The sequence below is a fragment of the Pseudomonas sp. CAN1 genome (assembly GCF_030462585.1).
Taxonomy (GTDB): Bacteria; Pseudomonadota; Gammaproteobacteria; order Pseudomonadales; family Pseudomonadaceae; genus Pseudomonas.
Genome location: NZ_JASMRU010000038.1, coordinates 1 through 20,986, shown reverse-complemented (window position 1 = coordinate 20,986; position 20,986 = coordinate 1). Strand labels below are relative to the sequence as shown.

At 67.1% G+C, this 20,986-nt stretch carries 17 protein-coding genes; 3 read left to right on the top strand and 14 right to left on the bottom strand.

Annotation, left to right across the window (positions count from 1 at the left end; all coding sequences use genetic code 11):
- Positions 1 to 16: 16 nt before the first annotated feature.
- From QO207_RS27805 to QO207_RS27775, 7 genes are all read right to left on the bottom strand, one after another.
- A complete protein-coding gene (locus QO207_RS27805; protein ID WP_301535481.1) occupies positions 17 to 832 on the bottom strand; it encodes an ABC transporter permease in 816 nt (271 codons plus the stop codon).
- A gap of 10 nt (positions 833 to 842) precedes the next feature.
- Positions 843 to 1,799 (bottom strand): ABC transporter permease, encoded by a 957-nt coding sequence (locus QO207_RS27800; protein ID WP_301535480.1) that lies wholly within the window; start codon positions 1,797 to 1,799, stop codon positions 843 to 845.
- Between the two features lie 120 nt (positions 1,800 to 1,919).
- Positions 1,920 to 2,699, bottom strand: coding sequence for an alpha/beta fold hydrolase (locus QO207_RS27795; RefSeq protein ID WP_301535479.1), 780 nt, complete (start codon positions 2,697 to 2,699; stop codon positions 1,920 to 1,922).
- Between the two features lie 11 nt (positions 2,700 to 2,710).
- Entirely contained in the window at positions 2,711 to 2,920 is a 210-nt protein-coding gene (locus QO207_RS27790) for a tautomerase family protein (protein WP_301535478.1), read from the bottom strand.
- The gene (locus QO207_RS27785) at positions 2,920 to 3,990 is read right to left on the bottom strand and encodes an LLM class flavin-dependent oxidoreductase (protein WP_301535477.1); all 1,071 of its coding nucleotides are present in this window, start codon (positions 3,988 to 3,990) and stop codon (positions 2,920 to 2,922) included. The genes QO207_RS27790 and QO207_RS27785 overlap by 1 nt, the downstream gene beginning before the upstream one ends.
- A 21-nt stretch (positions 3,991 to 4,011) precedes the next feature.
- Positions 4,012 to 5,007, bottom strand: coding sequence for a flavin reductase (locus QO207_RS27780; protein ID WP_301535476.1), 996 nt, complete (start codon positions 5,005 to 5,007; stop codon positions 4,012 to 4,014).
- A gap of 14 nt (positions 5,008 to 5,021) precedes the next feature.
- On the bottom strand, positions 5,022 to 6,536 hold the full coding sequence (locus tag QO207_RS27775; protein ID WP_301535475.1) for an ABC transporter substrate-binding protein: 1,515 nt from the start codon (positions 6,534 to 6,536) through the stop codon (positions 5,022 to 5,024).
- Positions 6,537 to 6,876: 340 nt separating this feature from the next.
- Here QO207_RS27775 and QO207_RS27770 point away from each other — a divergent pair, with 340 nt between their 5' ends.
- Together QO207_RS27770 and QO207_RS27765 are read left to right on the top strand one after the other, a co-directional pair.
- Entirely contained in the window at positions 6,877 to 7,860 is a 984-nt protein-coding gene (locus tag QO207_RS27770) for a D-2-hydroxyacid dehydrogenase family protein (RefSeq protein ID WP_301535474.1), read from the top strand.
- A gap of 81 nt (positions 7,861 to 7,941) precedes the next feature.
- Complete coding sequence (locus QO207_RS27765) at positions 7,942 to 8,691, top strand: hypothetical protein (RefSeq protein WP_301535473.1); 750 nt, start codon at positions 7,942 to 7,944, stop codon at positions 8,689 to 8,691.
- A 19-nt stretch (positions 8,692 to 8,710) separates the two neighbouring features.
- Here the strand turns inward: QO207_RS27765 and QO207_RS27760 are convergent, their stop codons facing one another.
- From QO207_RS27760 to QO207_RS27750, 3 genes are all read right to left on the bottom strand, one after another.
- Positions 8,711 to 10,435, bottom strand: coding sequence for a SulP family inorganic anion transporter (locus QO207_RS27760; RefSeq protein WP_301535472.1), 1,725 nt, complete (start codon positions 10,433 to 10,435; stop codon positions 8,711 to 8,713).
- A gap of 106 nt (positions 10,436 to 10,541) precedes the next feature.
- Positions 10,542 to 14,963 carry a response regulator gene (locus tag QO207_RS27755; protein ID WP_301535471.1) on the bottom strand — a complete coding sequence of 1,474 codons (4,422 nt, stop codon included), beginning with the start codon at positions 14,961 to 14,963 and terminating at the stop codon, positions 10,542 to 10,544.
- Positions 14,964 to 14,992: 29 nt separating this feature from the next.
- Positions 14,993 to 16,099, bottom strand: coding sequence for an HD-GYP domain-containing protein (locus QO207_RS27750; RefSeq protein ID WP_301535470.1), 1,107 nt, complete (start codon positions 16,097 to 16,099; stop codon positions 14,993 to 14,995).
- A gap of 152 nt (positions 16,100 to 16,251) precedes the next feature.
- On the opposite strand from QO207_RS27750, the gene QO207_RS27745 reads away from it, so the two are divergent.
- The gene (locus QO207_RS27745) at positions 16,252 to 16,908 is read left to right on the top strand and encodes a MarC family NAAT transporter (RefSeq protein ID WP_301535469.1); all 657 of its coding nucleotides are present in this window, start codon (positions 16,252 to 16,254) and stop codon (positions 16,906 to 16,908) included.
- Positions 16,909 to 16,962: 54 nt separating this feature from the next.
- On the opposite strand, the gene QO207_RS27740 is transcribed toward QO207_RS27745, so the two are convergent.
- From QO207_RS27740 to QO207_RS27725, 4 genes are all read right to left on the bottom strand, one after another.
- Positions 16,963 to 17,796, bottom strand: coding sequence for a CoA ester lyase (locus QO207_RS27740; protein WP_301535468.1), 834 nt, complete (start codon positions 17,794 to 17,796; stop codon positions 16,963 to 16,965).
- Positions 17,797 to 17,810: 14 nt separating this feature from the next.
- Positions 17,811 to 19,001, bottom strand: a complete 1,191-nt coding sequence (locus QO207_RS27735) for a CaiB/BaiF CoA-transferase family protein (RefSeq protein WP_301535467.1) — start codon at positions 18,999 to 19,001, stop codon at positions 17,811 to 17,813.
- Positions 19,002 to 19,080: 79 nt separating this feature from the next.
- A complete protein-coding gene (locus QO207_RS27730) occupies positions 19,081 to 20,430 on the bottom strand; it encodes an MmgE/PrpD family protein (RefSeq protein WP_301535466.1) in 1,350 nt (449 codons plus the stop codon).
- Positions 20,431 to 20,461: 31 nt separating this feature from the next.
- A partial coding sequence (locus QO207_RS27725; protein WP_301535465.1) for an acyl-CoA dehydrogenase family protein occupies positions 20,462 to 20,986 on the bottom strand: 525 nt, incomplete at its 5' end.

Genomic DNA, 20,986 nt, shown 5'->3' with positions numbered 1-20,986 from the left:
ATACGGGGGCTGACGTTCATCGCCGCTGGGCGAGGAACCAGTCGGCGACGAAGTTGACGGCGATCGCCAGCACGCCGATGGCGGCCGCGGGAATCAGCGGAGTGAGGTCGCCGAAGGAAATCAGCGAGGCGTTCTCGCGGACCATGCTGCCCCAGTCCGCCAGCGGCGGTTGCAGGCCCAGGCCGAGGAACGACAACGAGGAAATGGTCAGGAACACGAAGCAGAAGCGCAGGCCGAATTCCGCCACCAGCGGCGCCCGCACATTGGGCAGCAGCTCTACCGCCACCAGCCAGAACAGCCCTTCACCGCGCAGCCGGGCGACTTCCATGTAGTCGGTCACCACCACGTTGAGCGACACCGAGCGCGCCAGGCGGAAGATCCGCGTGGCGTCCACCAGGGCGATGACGAACACCAGGTTGGCGATGCTGGTGCCGAAGATGGTCAGCAGCAACAGCGCGCAGATCAGTTGCGGCACCGCCATCAGCACGTCCACCAGGCGCGACAACACGCCGTCCACCCAGCCGCCCATGGCAGCGGCGATCAGCCCCAGCGAGCCGCCGATGAAGAACGCCAGCGCGGTCGAAAGCAGCGCGATGCCGATGGTGTTGCGCGCGGCGAAGATCACCCGCGAAAGCATGTCGCGACCCAGGGCGTCGGTGCCCAGCCAGTGCTGCGCGCTCCACGGGTCGTATTCGCCGCCGATGATCTCGGTTTCGCCGAAGGGCGCCACCAGCGGGCCGAACAGCGCGAGGAAGGTGTAGAAGAGGATGATCAGCAGGCCGATACGGGCGGTCCAGGTCATCTGCTTGAAGGTTGCGATCAAGGCATTCATCGGTTCGCCCTCACTTGCGGTGCAACAGGCGCGGATTGGTGACGATGGACAGCACATCGGCGAGCAGGTTGATGCCGATGTAGACCACCGCGAAGATGCAGCAGCAGGCCTGGACCACCATGACGTCGCGCTTGATCACCGAGTCCACCATCAGTTGCCCGAGGCCGGGGTAGACGAACACCACCTCGACCACCACCACGCCGGTGATCAGGTACGCCAGGTTCACCGCGATGACGTTGACGATGGGCGCCCAGGCGTTGGGCAGCGCATGGCGCAGGACGATCTTCAGCCGCGACAGGCCCTTGAGCCGGGCCATCTCGATGTAGGGCAGCTGCAGCAGGTCGAGCACCGCGATGCGGGTCATGCGCATCATGTGCGCGGTGATCACCAGGGTCAGCGTCAGCGCCGGCAGGAAGGCCGCCTGCAGATGCTCCAGCAGGCTCGCCGAGGCCGGCACGTCGGCAATGGACGGGAACAGCGGGTGCTTCACCGCCAGCCAGAGGATGAGGATGTAGCCGATGAAGAACTCCGGCAGCGACACCGCCGCCAGGGAGATGATGTTGACCACGCGGTCGTACAGCGAATCCTTGTACAACGCCGCGAACAGCCCCAGCAGCAGCGCCAGCGGCACCGCAATCAGCGCCGTGTAGCCGGCCAGGAACAGGGTGTTGAGCAGGCGCTGGCCGATCAGCTCGGACACCGCCCGGCCGTTGGACAGCGAGGTGCCGAAGTCGCCCTGCAAACTGCCCAGCAGCCAGTGCAGGTAGCGGCTCAGCGCCGGCTGGTCGAGCCCCAGCTCGTGGCGCAGGGCGTGCAGTGCCTCGGGGGTGGCGGACTGACCGAGGAGCTTCTGCGCCATGTCGCCGGGCAGTAGCTGGACTGCCGCAAAGATGAGTGCGGAGACGCCCAACAGGGTCAGGGCTCCGAGAAGAATGCGCCGCAAGAGAATCGGGTAAATCAGAGCCATGGTAGCGACCTGCTGATCGGTTGGGCCGTTATTGTTTTTCTGGTTATGGTTTTTTCTATTTTTCAGTTGTGACGGAGAGGGTTGGGGCCGTCCCCACCCTCCTCCGCCTATCGGCAGGCGTTACTGCGAGGCCCTGGTCAGGAAGGCCTTCAGGTGCGGAACCACCTTGTCGCTCGCTTCGATCAGGATGGCGTGCTTGAGGTCGGGCAACACCACCAGCTCGGAATGCGGCAGCGCGTCGGCGATCTGCTGGTTCAACCCCGGATTGCAACCGCCGTCGAACTCGCCGGTAAGTACCAGGCACGGCTGCGTGACTTCGTGCAGCCAGGGCGCCATCTCGGTCTCCGCGTAGATGTGGAAGACGTTGAGGAACACCTCGGCCGGGGTCGCCATCGCCTGCTGCTTGCGCCACTCGATGACCTCCGGGTGGGCAGTGCAGAAGGCTTCGGTGAACCAGCGCTGGGTCAGGGTATCCAGTACCGGACCGATGCCCTTTTCCTCCATGGCGCGGACCACCTTGCGCACGTTCTCGCTGTCCTGCGGCGAGCGGAACGCCGCGGTGGACAGCAGGCCGATGCTCAGCACGTGCTGCGGGTACTTGTGCGCATAGGCCGGGCCGATCATGCCGCCTAAGGAGTGGCCGATGATGTGCATCTGCTCGATGCCCAGCCGCGCGCGCAGGGCTTCCAGGTCCGCGACCAGTTCATCCAGGCCGAAGTCTTCGGTCGGCAGCGGCGAGTCGCCGTGGCCGCGCAGGTCGTAGCGGATGCAGGTGAAGCTGTCCTTCAGTGCCTCGGTGACATTGTCCCAGCCGGTCTTGCGTGCGCCGATGCCGTGCACCATCACCAGGGCCGGGCCCTGGCCGTCCACCACGTAGGCGCAATCGATCGCCTTGCTCATCGTTCGCCTCCTCAGCTCTGGGCTATGTTTTCCGCGATGATCTCCGCGTAGCTGCGGCCACCTACGCCCCAATCTGCCGGGTCCACCTCCTTGAGCAGGATGGTCACCGCCTGGGCCTTGCCGCCGCAGACCTGCAGGTAGGTCTCGGTCAGCGCCTGGATCAGCTCGCGTTTCTTTTCGGGGGTGCGTCCGGGGAAGAGTTCTACGGTCAGCAGGGGCATCAGCCAGTCCTCTTTGTCATGTTGGTCATATGGGTCATGGCGGGTTGAGTGGTGTTGGCGCTGAAGTGCGGAATGATCTGCTCGCCGAAGCGCCGCATCATGTCCAGGCTGTCCTCCTGGGACTGGCCGAAGTTGGCGGTCATGATCACTTCGTCGATGCCTGCCTCGGCGTAGGCCGAGAGCTGGTCGAGCATCTGCTCGCGGGTGCAGATCAGCAGGTTCTTGCCCAGTTCCTCGATGGACTGCTGGCGCGGCAGCGCCTCGATGCCGCCGCCATGGACGATGCCGGGGCCGGTGAAGACGTTGTCGAAGCGCCGGTAGTACTCGTAGGCCAGCTGCAGCTTCTCGCGGGCATCCGCCTCGTCGCGGGCCAGGTAGGTGGCGCGCTGCAGCGAGAGCCGGGCGCGGCGCGAGGATTTCGGTTTGGCCTCGGCCTTGCCGCGGCGGAAGGCGTTGACCTGGTCCAGCAGCATCTGGTGGTCGCCACTCAGCGGCGTGGTCTGCACCGAGAAGCCCCGCCGTGCGCAGGCCTGGATGCCTTCGGGCGCCATGCTCGCCACCACCAGCGGAATCTCCCGCTCGGGGCGCGGCATCACGGTGAGCGGGCCGAACTGGTAGTACTTGCCGTCCCAGCTCACTTCCTTGCGCGTCAGCAGGGCCTGCAGCACGGCGAGGGATTCGTCGAAGCGCTCGCGGGTCTCGTGCATCGGCACGCCGAGCTTCTCGATCTCGTACTTGAAGGCGCCGCGCCCGACGCCCAGCACCAGCCGGCCATCGCACAGGGCATCGGCCTGCACCACTTCGCCAGCGAAGATGCGCATGTCGCGCACCGGCAGCACGACAATGGAGGTGACCAGCTCGATGTGCCGGGTGACGGCGGCGATCTTCACTGCCATCTGCAGCGGCGAAGGCACCAGCAGGATGTTGATCAGGTGGTGCTCGGGGATCGAGATGCCGGCGTAGCCGACCTCTTCCGCCACCACGGCCTGCTCGACCATCTGCTCGTAGAGCTGTTTGCCGGAGGCATCCGGATCGGGCAGGTAGGAACTGAGGAAATGGTTGAATTCCATGTTGTTATCCACTCGGTGGTCTTAGTGTTTCCAGTCCAGCCAGTGCACGGGCTTGCCCGCGATGCCGGCGATTCGTCCGCCATCGGCGGTGTCGCAATAAATGCCGAAGCTGTCGGCCTGGCGCTCGCTGAAGAAGCGATGAAGCATGCTGGTCAGGTAGTCGCCACGAACCAGCAACCAGGGTTCGTCCTCGTAACGGAACAGCCGCACTTCGCGCCCGGCGCTGGCCGGCGGTGCCAGTTCGCCTCTGGCGTCGGCGCGGAAGATCAGGCGGGTGAAGTCATCCCCCGCCTCCTCGAACATCGAGTAGATGAACGACACCTCTCCTGTCAGCCCGACCCGGCGGAACACCTCGTCGATCACTGCCTTCTGGCTCACCCCGGCGCGCCAGAACACTTCGGGGATGCTCCAGTGCTCCTGGCCCGCCTCGCGCACCAGCAGCACGCCGTTGTCGCGGGCGATCAGGCAACCGACCTTGAGCGCGCTGCCGCGCTCCACCTGGATGGCCTTGGCGCCCTCGGCGAAATCGATGTAGCTGCCGCGGAAGTAGCCCAGTGGGCTGCCGACGCTGCTGCGGTAGCGCTGCACTTCGCCGATCAGGATCACGTGGTCGCCCGCTTCCACCAGGCTGTGGCGGCGGCAGCTGAGCACGCTGAGGCTGTCGGCCAGGCACGGCACGTCAGCCTCGCAGGAGAGCAGCTCGACCCCGTCGAACTTGTCCGCCGTACGCCCGGCGAAGCGGTTGGACAGCTCGCGCTGCCAGTCGCCGAGGATGTTGATGGCGAAGCGTTCGGCCGCGCTGAACACTGCCAGGCTGCCGGCGCTTTTGGCGATGCACACCAGCACCAGCGCCGGGCTCAGCGACACCGAGGTGAAGGAGTTGGCGGTGAAGCCGCGCGGAGTGCCATCGGCCTCACGAGTGGTAACGATGGTGACGCCAGTCATGAAGGTGCCGAAGACGTTGCGCAGGCTGCGGGTGTCGTCGGCGCTGACCGGATGCCAGTCGAGGTTGCTCATCTCGCTCTCCCGTTTCACGCCAGCGACCAGCGTTCGATGGCGCGCATGCCGTCCAGCGCCATGTCGCCGGCCACGGTCGGCGAGGTCACTACGTCGTTGCCCATGCCCATGATGTGGTTCATGAACATCGGCACCACGGTGGAGCCCTCGTCGCGGAGCATCGCCTGCATGTCCCAGTAGATCGCCTTGCGCCGGGACTCATCGAGCTCGGAGCGGGCCTGCAACAGCAGCTTGTCGAAGCGCTCGTTGTTCCATTGGGTGTCGCCCCAGGAAGCACCGGTGGCGTAGATCTGGCTGAAGATCCAGTCCGGCGTGGCGCGGCCGGTCCAGTAGCACATGCACATCGGCTTCTTCGACCAGACGTTGATCCAGTAGCCGTCGTTGGATTCGCGCACCACCTTGAGGTTGATGCCGGCCTTGCGCGCGCTTTCCTCGAACAGCACCCCGGCATCCACCGCTCCGGCGAAGGCCGCGTCGGCGGCGCTGATACTGATGTCCAGGCTGTCCATGCCGGCCTGCTTGAGGTAGAAGCGCGCCTTGTCCGGGTCGTACTGGCGCTGTGGCAGCTCGCTGTTGAAGTACTTCTGCTGGCGGCCGATGGGATGGTCGTTGCCGACGCTGCCATGGCCACGCAGCAGCGACTTCACCCACTGGTCGCGGTCCACCGCGTGCTTGAGCGCCAGGCGCACGTTGTTGTCCTGGAACGGGCTAACCTGGGCGATCATCGGCATGGTCGCGTGGTTCAGCCCGGTGACCTCGGCGATGCGCACCTTGTTGCTACGCTGCAGCAGCGACAGGGTCTTGATCTCCACGCGGTTGATGACGTTGACCTTGCCGGTGAGCAGCGCGTTCTGCCGCGCCACCGAGTCGGCGATGGCGATCAGCTCGGCTTCCTCAACATGGGCGCGGCCCGGCTTCCAGTAGTTGGGGTTGCGCACCACGAAGGCGCGCACGCCGGGGTTGTATTCCTTGAGCATGTAGCCGCCGGTACCGACGCCGGAGCGCCAGTCCACCTGGCCGTCGGCGCCGCGCGGGAGGATGCTCAGGTGGTAGTCGCTCATCAGCACCGGGAAGTCGGCGTTGCCGCCCTTGAGGCTGACGCGCACCGTCGAGTCGTCCACCGCCTTCACTTCGTCGATCTGCGAGACGATGGATTTGGAGAGGGACTTGGAGCCGTCCTTGCGGTGGTAGTCGAGGGTCGCCACCACGTCATCGGCGACGAAGGGCTTGCCGTTGTGGAACTGCACGCCGCTGCGCAGCTTGAAGGTCCAGACCTTGGCGTCCGGCGAGGACTCCCAGGATTCGGCCAGCTCGGGGATGGCGTTGCCGTTGCTGTCGATCTCCACCAGGTTGCCGCGCAGGGCCTGGCTCAGCAGCATCATGAAATCGTCTTCGGCCAGGCCCGGATCGAGGCTGTCGGTGGTCGACGCACCGGCCAGGCCGAACACCAACCGCCCGCCCTTCTTCGGCTCGGCGAAGGCCGGCAGCGGCAAGCCGCCCAGCAACACGCCCGCCCATAACAGGCCCATCGTCCCTTTCACCAGGTCACGACGGGTTACGCCGGAGGATGGCTCCCCAGGTTGCTTTTCCTTCATCCCACACCTCGCAAGACACTTGAGTTTTGTACGACCGTACAGGCGTGGAGCGAAGCAGCCCTGCGGTCTTCTGATAATTGTTATTGCCTCAATGCGGCTGCCAAGGCGTTCTCTAAGCGGAACGTTTTGGACAGTTGTACAGATTATTATCAGCAAGCACCCTGGCCTGCAAGATATTTCTGTACAGGCGTACAGATGCTGCGCAACACCCCCGGCCAGCGGCGAAATCGGCTATCGTCTTCGCCTCCCCAGCCAGCCCCGAGGTTCTGCTCGCATGCGCATTGTCATTCCCGACGACTACCAGCACGTGATCGCCACGCTGGACTGTTTCAGCCGCCTGGCGGGGCACGAAGTCACCCTGCTCCATGATGTGCAGCCGGCAAGCACGGACGAACTGGCCGAGCGCTTCGCCGACGCCGACGCCCTGGTGCTCACCCGCGAGCGCACACGCATCGATGCAGCGCTGCTCGACCGGCTGCCGAAACTCAAGTTGATCTGCCAGACCGGCAAGGTTTCCAGCCATCTCGACCTGCAGGCCTGCACCGAGCGCGGCGTGGTGGTCACCGAAGGCCGCGGCTCGCCGGTGGCGCCCACCGAACTGGCCTGGGCGCTGATCCTCAATGCGCGCCGACAACTGGTGCCGGCCATCGAGGCGTTCAAGCAGGGGCAGTGGCAGGTCAACATGGGCCGCGCCCTCGCCGGGCAGACCCTGGGCATCTGGGGCTACGGCAAGATCGGCCAGCGCCTGGCGCGCTACGCCACGGCCTTCGACATGCCGGTGCTGGTCTGGGGCAGCGACAACAGCCGCGCGGCCGCCGAGGCCGACGGGCACCGCGCCGCCGCATCAAGGGAAGCGTTCTTCGCCGAGGCGAATATCCTCAGCCTCAACCTGCGCCTGTCCGACGCCACGCGGCACCTGGTCACCCTCGAAGACCTCAGCCGGATGAAGCCCGACGCCCTGCTGATCAACGTCAGCCGCGCTGAACTGATCGCCCCCGGCGCGCTGCTGCAGGCGGTCAATGCCGGGCGACCGGGGCAAGCGGCGCTGGATGTGTTCGAGACCGAGCCGCTGCTCGACCCCGCCGATCCCCTGCTCAACCACCCGCGCATCCTCTGCTCCCCGCACCTGGGCTACGTGGAGAAGAACGGCTACGAGCTGTACTTCGGCGACGCCTTCAACAACCTGCTGGCGTTCTTCGATGGCTCGCCGAATAACGTGGCCAATCCGCAGGCGCTGGGCAAAACCCGCTCTGGGTAAACGTACTGCGAGGAAAATCGCCGAGCCAGGACAGACGGCCTATGCTCTGAACTCAGGTCGCGCCGACACAGGGAGAATTGAGTGAATCGCACCGCATTGGTCCTCTGCGCAAGCCTGCTTTCCACCACCTTCACGACCCTCCCCGCCAGCGCCGACGACGCGGTTTCGCGGGTATTCCTCCGCGACCGGGTCTTCGAGTTGCGCACGCCGACCTGCGTCGAGTGGCCCGTCGGCCTGCCCGACGGCGCCTGGGGCAACGGCGGCGATTTCGGCCCGGAGACCGCGACGCTGTTCGACAAGGGCCAGGTGCTGGTCGTTTCGGCAGAGCAGCGGGCCAGCGGCGAGCGTGTCTCCCACCGTTTCTACAAGAGTCGGGAAGCCTGCCAGGCGGACCTGGCGCGACCGCCTGCACCGCCTACCCGCACCAGGGCCGTTGCCAGCAAGGATGACGGGCTGACCTACGTGCAGCGTCTGCAACGCGATTATGGCCAGCGCCTGCACTTCAGTTCACCTCAGGCCGAAGAGGTGGTGCGGCAGATCAACATCGATTGCCGGGCCAACGACGGGCGCTACCTGCCGTTGTACAACGCCCTGCTGGCGCGGCTGGACGAGGCCCGCGTCGACGATGCCTGGATGGAGACCCGTGTGGTCAACGCCGGGCGCAACATCAAGGTGTTCGACACCATCCACATCCAGGGCGGCAAGCCGCGGGTGCCGCAGCTGATCTTCGAGATCAACGAATGGGGCGCGGTGACCACCCACCAGGGCGTGCGCAGCGACGCGCTGGAGAACGCCTGCTTCGGCAGCTACGGGCCGATCTGGCAGTTCTGATCCTTTACGGTTGGTGCGTTCAGGGCTTCCAGTCCACCCCCGAATCCGCCAGGTAGGCATCCACGGCGGCGCCGAGGGTGGGATGGAAGGCGTTGGCGCCCAGCCCCTCGAACAGTTCGAACTGTTTCATCTTGTCCTTCACCGGGTCCTTCATCTCGGCGAACTGCAGCTCGACGCCACGTTGCTCCAGCGCGCGGTCCAGTTCGGCGAGCATGTCGGCGGAGGTGATGTCGATGCTGGTCACCGGGCTGGCCGCGATCACCAGTCGCTGCACCGGGGTCGGCGAGGCGTCCAGCGCCGCCAGTACCTGGTTCTGGAACTGCTCGGCGTTGGCGAAGAACAGCGGCGCGTCCCAGCGCAACAGCACCAGGCCGGGAATGCGCCGGGCATTCGGGTAACGCGTTACGTCGTGATAGCCGCGCACCCCGTCGACCCTCCCGAGCACCGCATGGTGCGGCCGCCAGCCATCCCAGAGGAACTCGATCACCGAGATCACCACGGCGATGCAGATGCCCGGAATCGCGCCGAACACCGCCACCCCGGCGAAGCAGCCGATGGATAGCCAGAACTCCCATTGCTGCAGGCGGAAGATGCGCCGCAGGTCGGCGATCTCGAACAGCCCGAGCGCTGCGGCGATCACCACCGCCGCCAGTGCGCTGGTGGGCAGGTGCTGCATCAGGTTCGGCGCCACCAGCAGCAACAGGGTGACGGCCAGGGCGCCGACGATGCCGGTGAGCTGGGTCTGCGAGCCGGCCGCTTCCGCCACCGGCGTGCGCGACGAGCTGCTGCTGATGGGGATGCCCTGGAACAGCCCGGAGGCGACGTTGGCCACGCCCAGGCCGAACATTTCCTGGTTGGGATTCACCGGTGTCTTCAGCCGCGCCGCGTAGGTGCGTGACAGCACGCTGGTATCGGCAAAGGACACCAGCGCCACGGCCACGCCGCCCAGCAGCACTTCCAGCAGGTCTACGCCGCTCGGCCACGGCAGGGAGAACGACGGCAACCCCTGCGGCAGCTCGCCGAGCACTTTCACGCCCAGCGCGGACAGGTCGAACAGGCTGACCGCCAGGGTAGCGAGGATCACCGCCAGGAGAATCCCCGGCAGGCGCTTGAACGGCCGCAGCAGGAGGATCAGCGCCAGGCTGCCGGCGCCCACGGCCAGGCTCGGCCAGTTGGCCTGGCCGGCGAGCAGGGCCTGGCCCAGGGCCCAGAGGTCGCGCAGCGGCCCCTGGCTGTCGAAGGAGATGCCGAACAGCTTGGGCAATTGGCTGATCAGCACCGTCAGCGCGATGCCGTTCATGTAGCCGTAGCGTATCGGCTTGGACAGCAGCTCGGTGATGAAACCCAGGCGCAGCAACCCGGCGACCATGCACACCACGCCGGATACCAGCGCCATCAGGCTGGCGATGGCGATGGCCCGCTGCGGATCGTTCGCCGCCTGCACCAGCACCACCGCGAGAATCGGCGCGGCCAGCGCGGAATCCGGGCCGAGCACGAGGATGCGGCTGGGGCCGAACAGCGCGTAGGCCAGCAGCGGCACGATGGTCGCGTACAGGCCGTAGATTCCCGGTACGCCGGACGCCTCGGCGTAGGCGATGCCCACCGGCACCAGCATGGTGGTGAGCACCAGCCCGGCGGCGATGTCCCTGGGCAGCCAGGCTGCCTTGTAGTGGCGCAGGGTAACCAGGCCTGGCAGCCAGCGCTGCCAGTCGAAGCCGGTAGTTGGCGGCGGGGTTTCGGGCATCGGCAAGGGCTCCGGGCATCAACAGAAAAGGCGCGCTGCCAGGCTGCTCCGCCAGGGCCGCAAGCGTAGCTCAGCAATCGAGCGTTCGAGGGTCGCGGAGCCGGGCTCAGGAGGCTTCCGGCAACTGGCTGCCCAACTCCGTGGAGAGCAGGTGCAGGCGCTCAAGGGCAAGATCGTAGTCGAATGCCTCCATCGCTTCGATGACTCCGCGCAGCAGTACTGCACGCTCGCCGTCCGGGCAGGCCGCTGCCAGTTGCCGGACGACCTCCTCCGCGCCGGTATCGCTGTCGGCCAGCAGGGTCTGCAGGCGCCGCAGCAGGATAGGCGTATTCACCGGAACCACGCTGCCGCCCTGCTGTTTCGCCGGCGGGGCGCCGGCCAGCGCTGCCAACCCGGTCTGGACGAGTTCCAGTTCGTCGCGCACCTGGGACAACAGCGCCGCAATGCGAGCCTCCGGCTCGGCGCTGCGACAGGCTTCCTCCAGGGAGGCTGCGGCACTGGCCAGCACCCGTGCGCCGATATTGCCCGCCGCACCGCGCAGGGAATGCGCCGCCCGCCGTTGCGCCGCCGGATCGCCACTGCCGGCTGCCGCCTGGAAGTCCGCGGGGAAGTCCCGGTAGCTGCTGTGGAAGCGGTTCAGCAGTCGTTCGTACAAGCCCTGCTTGCCGGCGCAGGTGGCCAGCCCGGCCTGGGTATCGATACCGGGCAGCTCCAGTTGGCCCTTGGCAGAAGGTGTCGCCGGCGCCGTAATAGCTGGCGCAGCGCGGCGAGTTGGGCTGATCCAGCGCGCCAGGGTGCGGAACATCGCGGCAGGGTCGATGGGCTTGGCGATGTGGTCGTTCATCCCGGCCGCCAGTGCCAGTTCACGGTCGCCGGTCATGTTGTTGGCGGTCATGGCGAGGATCGGCAACTGCTGCAGTTCCGGCTGCAGGCGCAGTGCCTGCGTCGCCGCGTAGCCGTCGAGCACCGGCATCTGGCAGTCCATCAGCACGCAGTCGAAATCACGGTCCGCCGCCAGCCGCTCGACGGCCTCCTGGCCGTTGCAGGCCAGCACCACCTCGATGCCGGCCTCGCCGAGCAGCTCCAGGGCCAGCTCCTGGTTCAGCTCGTTGTCCTCCACCAGCAGCACGCGGCTGCCCATGACTGCCGCCAGCGCTTCCTCGGTGGCGCTCTCGCGCTCCTGGCTGCGCCGGTCGCTGCTCGCCGGCCGGCCCAGCGCCAGGTTGATCGCCTCCAGCAGGGTCGAAGGCGTGACCGGTTTGGTCAGCACCGTGCCCAGCACCACGCCGCGGGTCTGCGCTTCGTCCAGCGCCTCTTCACGGCCGAAGGCGGTCACCATCACCACGGCGGGAACCGCCGCCGGGTCCTGCGCGCGCAGCTGGCCGACCAGCTCGATGCCGTCCATGCCGGGCATCTGCCAGTCCACCAGCAGCAACTGGTACGGCAACTGGCGGCTCTGCGCATGGCGGATGAACTCCAGCGCTTCGCGGCCACCGCCGGCGACGTCCACCTCCAGGCCATAGCTCACCGCCATGGCCGAGAGAATCTCCCGCGCCGAGGCATTGTCATCGACCACCAGTGCGCGCACGCCAAGCAGCTCGTCCGCCTGCCGCGTCCGCCGCGGGGCCAGCGTGGCGCAAAGGCCGAAGCGGGCACGGAAGTGAAAGGTCGAACCGACGCCCGGCTCGCTGTCGACCCAGATCCGCCCACCCATCAGCTCCACCAGGTTGCGCGAGATCGACAGCCCCAGGCCGGTACCGCCGAAACGCCGGGAGGTCGACGAATCCGCCTGGATGAATGACTGGAACATGCGCCCGCACTGCTCGGCAGTCATGCCGATGCCGGTGTCGCGCACCCAGAAGTGCAGCTCGACTTCCTCGGCTTTCTCGCCGGTCTCACCAGCCTGGCCGGCTTCCTCGATGCCCAGCACCACTTCGCCGCGCTCGGTGAACTTCACCGCGTTGTTGCCCAGGTTGAGCAGCACCTGGCCCAGGCGCAGCGGATCGCCGACCAGCGCGGTGGGCAGCCGCGCATCGAGCTGCAACAGCAGTTCCAGGGACTTCTCCTCGGCGCGGAAGCCAACCAGTTCGACGAACTGGTCGAGCACGTCCTCCAGGCGGAACTCGATGCGCTCCACGCTCATCATGCCGGCCTCGATCTTGGAGAAGTCGAGGATGTCGTTGATGATCCCCAGCAGCCCTTCGGCCGAGCGGTGCACCTTCTGGATGTAATTGCGCTGCCGTGCATCCAGCGCGGTCTTCAGTGCCAGGGCGCTCATGCCGATGATCACGTTCATCGGCGTGCGGATTTCATGGCTCATGTTGGCGAGGAATTCGCTCTTGGCCCGCGTTGCTTCCTCCGCCAGTTCGCGGGCGCGCTGCATCTCCCTTTCGGCCTGGCGCCGCTGGGTGACATCGAACAGCCAGCCGAGCACGCCGAACTCGCCGCGGTGATGCACCGGCAGGTAGATGGTGAGCATTTCCCGCTCGCGACCTTCGCAGTCGAGCATGCGGATTTCCCGCTCGACGCGCTGCTCGCCGGACAGCAGCAGTTGCCAGACTTCCTCGCGCACCGCCGGCTCGATGTAGATCGGCGTGGTCTCCTCGCCGACCTGGCGGCCGAATATCTCGATGAATTTGGGGTTGGCCAGCTGGATGTGCTGCTGGTTGGCGATCACCACGCTGATCGGGCTGCAATCGAGGATGTACTGCAGGCGCTTCTCGCTGTCCTGCAGGGCTGCCTCCATAGCCCGGCGCTCGCTGATGTCGCGCACCGAGGCGCAGACACACACGCCGCGGCCGAGCAGGTCCGGCAGCGGCGCCAGGGCGATTTCCACGGAGAAGCGGCTGCCGTCCTTGCGCAGCCCGAGCAGGTCGGCGTCGCCTCGGCCCATCTGCCGGCGGCCCTGCTCCGCCATGAACCCCGAACGCTGGCGCGCGTGCTGGTGGCGGTAGACATGGGGCACCAGCTCGTCCACCGAGCGCCCCAGCAAGGCGCCCCGTTCATAGCCGAAGAGCTGCTCCAGCCGTGGGTTGGCGAGGATGATCAGGCCCTGCTGGTCGACCACCAGCATGCCGTCCGGCGCGGATTCCAGGATGCCCTGGTACCAGGCGCGGGTGGCTTCGATCTCGCGCTGGCGGGCTTCCAGCTCGCGAGTCTGTGCCTGCAGGTTGGCCGCCTGGGTTTCCATCAGCTCGGCCTGGGCCAGGGTTTCCGCCAGCAACTGGCGGGTGCGCGAGCTGCGCTCGAGAATCTCCAGGTTCATCGCCAGCAGCGGCACGAACTCCTCCAGCAGCGAGCTTTGCCGGCAACCCGGCGCCCGCGCCAGATCCAGCGCCAGTACACCGACCAGACGCTCGCCCTGGATCAGCGGCAGGATTTCGCTGGCCGCCACCACCGGTTCCCGGGCATGGCTGTCCGGCTGCTGCGGCTCAAGACGAATGGCCTGGCGCTGCCGGGCACACTGGCCGATCAGCCCCTCGCCGGGGCGCACACGCTGGGCCACGCTGCCGGTGCCGGCATAGCTGCCGAGCAGGACGAGGTCCTCGCTGCCCTCCTCGCGCACATGGATGGAGGCGCGCAGCAGCGGCATCAGCTCGGCCAGGCTCACCAGGATGCGTTCGCCCAGTTCCGCCGAGTCGGCGGCCGCCTGCATCTGCCCGGTGAGCGCCGCCACCTGGGTCTTCACCCAGCGCTGATTGGCCATCTGCCGCGCCTCGGATTGCAGCTCGGTAATCGCCCGGGCCATTTCGCCCACTTCGTTGGGGTAGTCCTGGAACGGCACCAGGATGTCCAGCTCGCCCTGGCTCAGGGTCTTCACCGAGTTGCGCAGCTGCTCCGCCGGCCGGCGGATCGACAGGCTGATCAGCAGGCCGAACAGCAGGCCACTGCCCACGCCCAGCGCCATCAGCCAGAAGGTCAGGTTGACGCTGCGGCGGAAGCGCTCGGAGGCCAGCTTGACCTCCAGGTCCGCGCCGGCACGCTTGATCTGCGCCACTTCGGCCAGGGCCTGGTTGGCCACGTCGTTGGGCCTTTGCAGCGCCGTCGACGAGAGCAGCGCGATGGCCGCCTGGTCACCGCCGGAGCTGCCGTTGGCGACCGACTGGTCGTTGTAGGCGAGTACCCGCTGCAACTGGTCCTGGTAATCCTCGTAGGCCGCCTCGAAGCGCACCAGACCCTGCATCGCCGATGGCCGGTAGATCAGCGGGCGGGCGTACTCGATTTCCTCGCGCAGCGTGGTGCGGTCTTCTTCCAGTTGCTCCAGGGCCTGCCGGTGCCCGGCCGCGTCCGCCGCCATGACCGCCTGGCGGACGCTGCGACCGATTCCGGCCAGCGCCACCCGTGCCGCCTCGATATGCGACAGGCCAAGCATCTCTTTTTCATAGACCTGGGTGATCTGCTCGTTCTGCTTGCGCTGCACATCCAGGCTGTACAGGACGATGAACAACGCCAGCAGCAGGATGCCGCCGAAGCCCAGCGTCAGCCGGGTACGCAAACGCAGGCGCTGCAGGTAACCGAGCGGGCTCATGGGCTGGCTTCCTCAGGTGCTGGGCTGGCTCAGTGTGTGGCGTCGCTGAAGCGCGCGGCGATGCCCTGGAACTCGCCCTGCAGGAAGAGGAAGGCATCGACGATATCCGGGTCGAAATGCTGGCCGCGCTGGCCGGCGATCAGCTGCACCGCCTCGGCATGGGGCATGCCGCGCTTGTAGATGCGCTGGCTGATCAGCGCGTCATAGACATCGGCCAGCGCCATCAGCCGCGCCGCCACGGGAATCGCCTCGCCGGCCAGGCCCTGCGGATAGCCGCTGCCGTCCCAGCGCTCGTGGTGGCCGTAGGCGATCTGCTTGGCCAGGCGCAGGAACGGCACGTCCATGCCCAGGCGCTGCTCGGCCTTCTCCAGGGCATCGAGGCCCAGCGCGGCGTGGGTCTTCATGATCTCGAACTCTTCGGCGGTCAGCCGCCCCGGCTTGAGCAGGATGTAGTCGGGAATGCCGACCTTGCCGATATCGTGCAGCGGCGCCGACTTGTACAGCAGGCGGCAGGTTTCCTCGTCCAGTTCGGCGGCGAAGCGCGGGTGCCCGCGCAGGTGCTCCGCCAGGGCGGCAACGTAGTGCTGGGTACGACGGATGTGGTTGCCGGTCTCGTTGTCGCGGGTTTCCGCCAGCGAGGCCATGGCGATGATGGTGACGTCCTGGATCGCCGCCAACTCCTGGGTGCGCCGTTGCACCTCCTGTTCGAGGAACTGGTTGTGGTCGCGCAGGAAGTCCGCGGCGGCCTTGACCCGCAGCTGGTTGTCCACGCGCATCAGCACCACCGGCGGGTTGATCGGCTTGGTCAGGTAGTCCACCGCGCCCAGTTCCAGCCCGTGGATCTCGTCGTCGGCGGCGCTCTGGCTGGTGATGAAGATCACCGGGATGTCGCGGGTGCGCGGCTGCTCGCGCAGGCGCCGGCAGACTTCGAAGCCGCTCATGCCGGGCATCATCACGTCGAGCAGGATGAGATCCGGCGGGTCATCGCCAAGGCAGATCTGCAACGCCTTCTCGCCGGTGCGCGCCGCCTTGACGCGGTACAGCAGCTTGAGCAGCTCGCTGAGCAGGGTGAGGTTCTCGGGGGTATCGTCGACGATCAGGATCGTCGGCCGGACAACGGGACCAGGCTCATTCATTGACCTTTCTCCGCCGAACAGGTGGGCGCGCAGGTCATCCCGCCTGCTGGTGGAAAACCAGTATAGCCAGCCGCCGAGAACCCGCCGCCAGTGGCCGAGCGCCGAATCGCGCCTAGACTTCGGGCAGTTGTCCCAGGCCAGGATGTCCCTCCATGACGAGTCTGCTCGATGCGATCCTGCTCGGCCTGCTGGCCCTGCTGCCGCTGATCAACCCGCCGACCACGGTGGCGCTGTTCCTGGCCCTGTCCAACGGCTGCAGTCGCGAGGAGAAGAATCGCCAGGCGCGGGCGACGGCCTTCTATGTGTTCCTCATCATGACGATGGCCTACTACATCGGCGAGTTCATCATGAGCGCCTTCAGCATCTCCATTCCGGGGCTGCGGATCGCCGGTGGCGGCATCCTCTGCATCATCGGCTCGCGCATGCTGTTCCCGCAGCCGGTGCCGAAGGTGGATGTCAGCGAGTGCGCCGAGGAACGGCCGAACTTCGCCTTCATCCCGCTGGCCATGCCCAGCACCGCAGGGCCGGGAACCATCGCGCTGATCATCAGCTCATCGGCGAGCATCAAGCACAGCACCAGCTTCCCGCAGTGGGTGATCATGGTCGCGCCGCCGCTGATCTTCCTCTGCACCGCGCTGATCCTCTGGGGCTGCCTGCAGGCCTCGGAGCTGATCATGAAGGCCACCGGCAAGTCGGGCATCGACGCGGTGTCGCGGCTGATGGGCTTCCTGCTGGTGTGCATGGGCGTGCAGTTCGCCATCAACGGCCTGGTGGAAGTCGCGCAGACACTGATCGACGCCAACGCGTAAAAACCCAGGGCTGATCTTCCCGAAAACGCCTGTTGCCGGCCTGACTTAGGGCAGTCAGCCGCCAGCGTTGGCCAGCAGGCGCTGGGCGCGGGCCAGCACGGGCGCATCGACCATCTGCCCGTCGACCTGGAAGGCCGCTGCACCGCCCTCCGCTGCCGCCACCACGCGGCGCGCCCAGTCCAGCTCGTCGCCGCTGGGAGCCAGCGCGGCATGCACCACGGCGACCTGCTTCGGGTGGATGCACAGTGCGCCGAGCAGGCCGAGGTCGCGGCCATGGCGGATGGTCGCGGCGAAGCCTTCGGCGTCGTCGAAGGCCGGGAACACGGTGTCCAGCGGCGGCTGCAGGTCGTTGATCCGCGAGTGCAGCAGCAGGCTCAGGCGCACCTGGTCATAGACCCCGGCGGCCGCCGGGGTGCCGCTGGCCATGCCGATATCCAGCGCCAGGTCGAGGCCACCGAAGGTCAGGCGCTCGACGCCTTCGCAGCTGGCGATCTCGCCCAGCGCGAGCAGTCCGCGGGCGCTTTCGATCAGCGTCCATACCGGCTTGCCACAGGAAGCCGCGATGCGCACCTGCACCGCGCGCTCGGCCTTGGGCAGCAGGATGCCGATGACGCCGGGCAGGCGCCCGCACAATTCGAGGTCGGCGGCCTGCTCGGGGTCGCCGGCGGCGTTCACCCGCACCCGCACGCGGGCGTCCGGGTTAGCGGTAAGGAAGGCTTCGAGGTTGTCGCGGGCCTGGGCCTTGAGCGCCGGCTCGACGGCATCCTCGAAATCGACAATCACCGCATCGGCGCCGCTGGCCAGGGCCTTGGCGAAGCGTTCCGGGCGGCTGCCGGGCACGAACAGCGCGGTCCGCACAATAGGCTGCGCCGGGGTCTGCTCAATCATTGGGTTCTCCTGGGTCATACCGCGCCCTGCTCGTGCAGGCGCTGGATATCCCCGGCGGTATACCCCAGTTCCTGCAGCAGGTCATCTGTCTGCTGACCTAATGCCGGTACGGCGTCCATCCGCGGCGTGTAGGCGTTGCTGTTCACTGGCGGCAACAGTGCCGGCAGGCGACCGGCGGGGCTGTCGATTTCACGCCAGCGGTCGCGGGCGGCCAGCTGTGGGTGCTGCCACAGGCCGCGCATGTCGTTGACATGGGCATTGGCGATCTGCGCCTGCTCCAGGCGTTCAACCACCTGCTCGGCGCCGAGGCTGGCGAAGGCTTCGATGATCAGCGCGCGCAGGGCGTCGCGGTTGGCCACGCGCAGGCTGGTCGCGGTGAAGCGCGGATCGACCGCCAGCTCCGGGCGTTGCAGGACGATCTCGCAGAACAGCTTCCACTCGCGCTCGTTCTGCACGCCGAGCATGACGCTGCCGCCATCACCGGTGGGGAACGGCCCGTAGGGATAGATGGTGGCGTGGGCGGCGCCGGCGCGCGGCGGCTGCGACTGGCCGTCGAAGGCGTAGTACATGGGGAAACCCATCCACTCGGCCATGCCTTCGAGCATCGATACCTCGACGCGGCTGCCCTCCCCCGTGCGGCCACGCAGCAGCAACGCGGAGAGAATGCCGCTGTAGGCGTACATGCCGGCGGAGATGTCGGCGATGGAGCAGCCGGCCTTGGCCATCTCGTCGGCGCCCGGCCCGCCGGTCACCGAGAGGAAGCCGCTCTCGCTCTGGATCAGCAGGTCGTAGGCCTTTTTCTGCTCGTAGGGGCCGCCTTCGCCGTAGCCGGAGATGTCACAGACGATCAGCCGCGGAAAACGCTCGTGCAGTGCCTCGAACGACAGCCCCAGGCGCGCGGCGGCGCCCGGCGCGAGGTTCTGCACCAGCACGTCGGCGGTTTCCAGCAGTTGTTCCAGCACGGTCTGCGCCGGCGCCTGCTTGAGGTCCAGGGACAGGCTTTCCTTGGAGCGGTTGGTCCAGACGAAGTGCGAGGCCAGGCCGCGCACGCGCTCGTCATAGCCACGGGCGAAGTCGCCGACGCCGGGGCGCTCGACCTTGATCACGCGGGCGCCGAGGTCGGCCAGCTGGCGGGTGCAGAACGGCGCGGCAATGGCGTGTTCCAGGCTGATGACGGTGATGCCGTCGAGGGGACGCGAACTCATGGGCAACTCCAGACGCCGGCCGGCGGGCCGACGCTACGATTCGGTGGGAACAGGCGGCCAGGCCGCCCGCAAAGCGCTATCAGTGGAAGTCGTCGAGATTCGCCAGCTCATGCAGACGCCAGCTGGCCTGCACCAGACGATCCGCCTCGGCTTCGCTGCGCTGGCCGGCGAAGGCCAGCAGGCGGCGGAACTTGTCCTCCAGCTCGGCGCGGCTCAGGCCGTTGCCCGGATCGCCCTTGGGCTCGTCGATGGCGCCGTGCAGCTGGCGGCCGTCGGTGGTGAGCACGTCGACGCGGCCCAGCCAGCGCCGTGGGTATGCGCCGTCCACTTCAGCATCGAGCTGCATGCTGACTTTCTCGCGGAAGGCCGAGACCTCGGCGTCGCTCAGGGAGAATTCCTCGAACTCCACCAGCCCGGCCTTGCCGTGCACGGCGATCAGGCCCAGCACGGTGCCCATGGAGAATTTCGCCTGGTGCACCGTCTGCGGTACCACCACGCGGCCGAGCACGTCGATGGCGCCCTGGTGCACGCGGGTGATTACCTTGGCGATATCGCCATGCCTGAGCCCTTCGCGCTGCATCAGGTCCAGCAGCGCATCAGCGGCGGGATGGGTGTGGCGGCAGGAAGCGTGGAACTTGTAGGAGGTCTCGCAGAGCGCCCAGCGGGTGCCCAGGCCGTCGACCAGACGGCTCGGGTCGGCGTCGCTGGACATGCCGGCGGCCATGCCCTGCTCGCCTTCGAGGATGTTCTGCGCACCGGTCAGGCCGTCAGCCGTCAGGTAGGCGGCGAGCAGGCCGTCAGCGGCGGCTTTCGCGGTATGCAGCTGTTTGGAATCGGCAGCGTCGCGGAGGAACTCCCAGAGCCCGGCGGCCTGGGTGCCGGCACTGCCCAGGCAGTTGACGAACTGCCGGCTGTCCAGCCCCAGCAGTTTGCCCACGGCCACTGCGGCGGCCAGGGTGCCGACCGTGGCGGTGGTGTGGAAGATGCGGTAGTGCGAGCGGCCGAGGAATTCGCCGATGCGGATGCCCGCTTCGTAGCCGGCGACGCTGGCGAGAATCAGCTCGCGGCCGGACTTGCCCAGTTCCTGCGCGGCAGCCAGGGCCGCGGGGAAGACCACGGTGGCCGGGTGCAGCACGGAGCTGTTGTGCAGGTCGTCCTGTTCTACCAGGTGCGAGCTGGCACCGTTGACCAGCGCGGCGAAGTACGCCGAGGTCGAGGTGCCGTCCACCAGTACGCGGCTCTTGCCGCTGGCCGGGCCCATGCGCTGGGCGTAGCGCTGGAACAGTGGGATCGGGTGGCGATTCTGGCTGGCCAGGGCCGAGCCGAGCCAGTCGAGGAACAGCTCCTCGGTGTACTCGACCACGGCGGTGGGCAGGTCTTCATAGCGCAGACCAGCAAGGAATTCGGCAAGGGCGTGGGTATTGTTCATTGTTCTTGGTCCCGGCTCAGTTGGTCCCGGCTCAGAAGGAACGCGGCAGTTCGAGCAGGTGCTCGGCCACGTACGACAGGATCAGGTTGGTGGAGATCGGCGCCACCTGGTACAGGCGCGTCTCGCGGAACTTGCGCTCGACGTCGTATTCGTTGGCGAAGCCGAAGCCGCCGTGGGTCTGCAGGCAGGCGTTGGCGGCTTCCCAGCTGGCCTTGGCCGCCAGGTACTTGGCCATGTTCGCGGCAGCGCCGGCGTTCTTGCCGCTGTCGTATTCCTGGCAGGCGCGCCAGCGCATCAGGTCGGCCGCTTCGATCTCGATGTAAGCCTCGGCGATGGGGAACTGCACGCCCTGGTTCTGCCCGATCGGGCGGCCGAACACCACGCGGTCACGGGCGTACTGCGCGGATTTTTCGTTGAACCAGCGGCCATCGCCGATGCACTCGGCGGCGATCAGCGTGCGCTCGGCGTTGAGGCCGTCGAGGATGTACTTGAAGCCCTTGCCCTCTTCGCCGATCAGGTTGCCGGCGGGGATTTCCAGGTTGTCGAAGAACAGCTC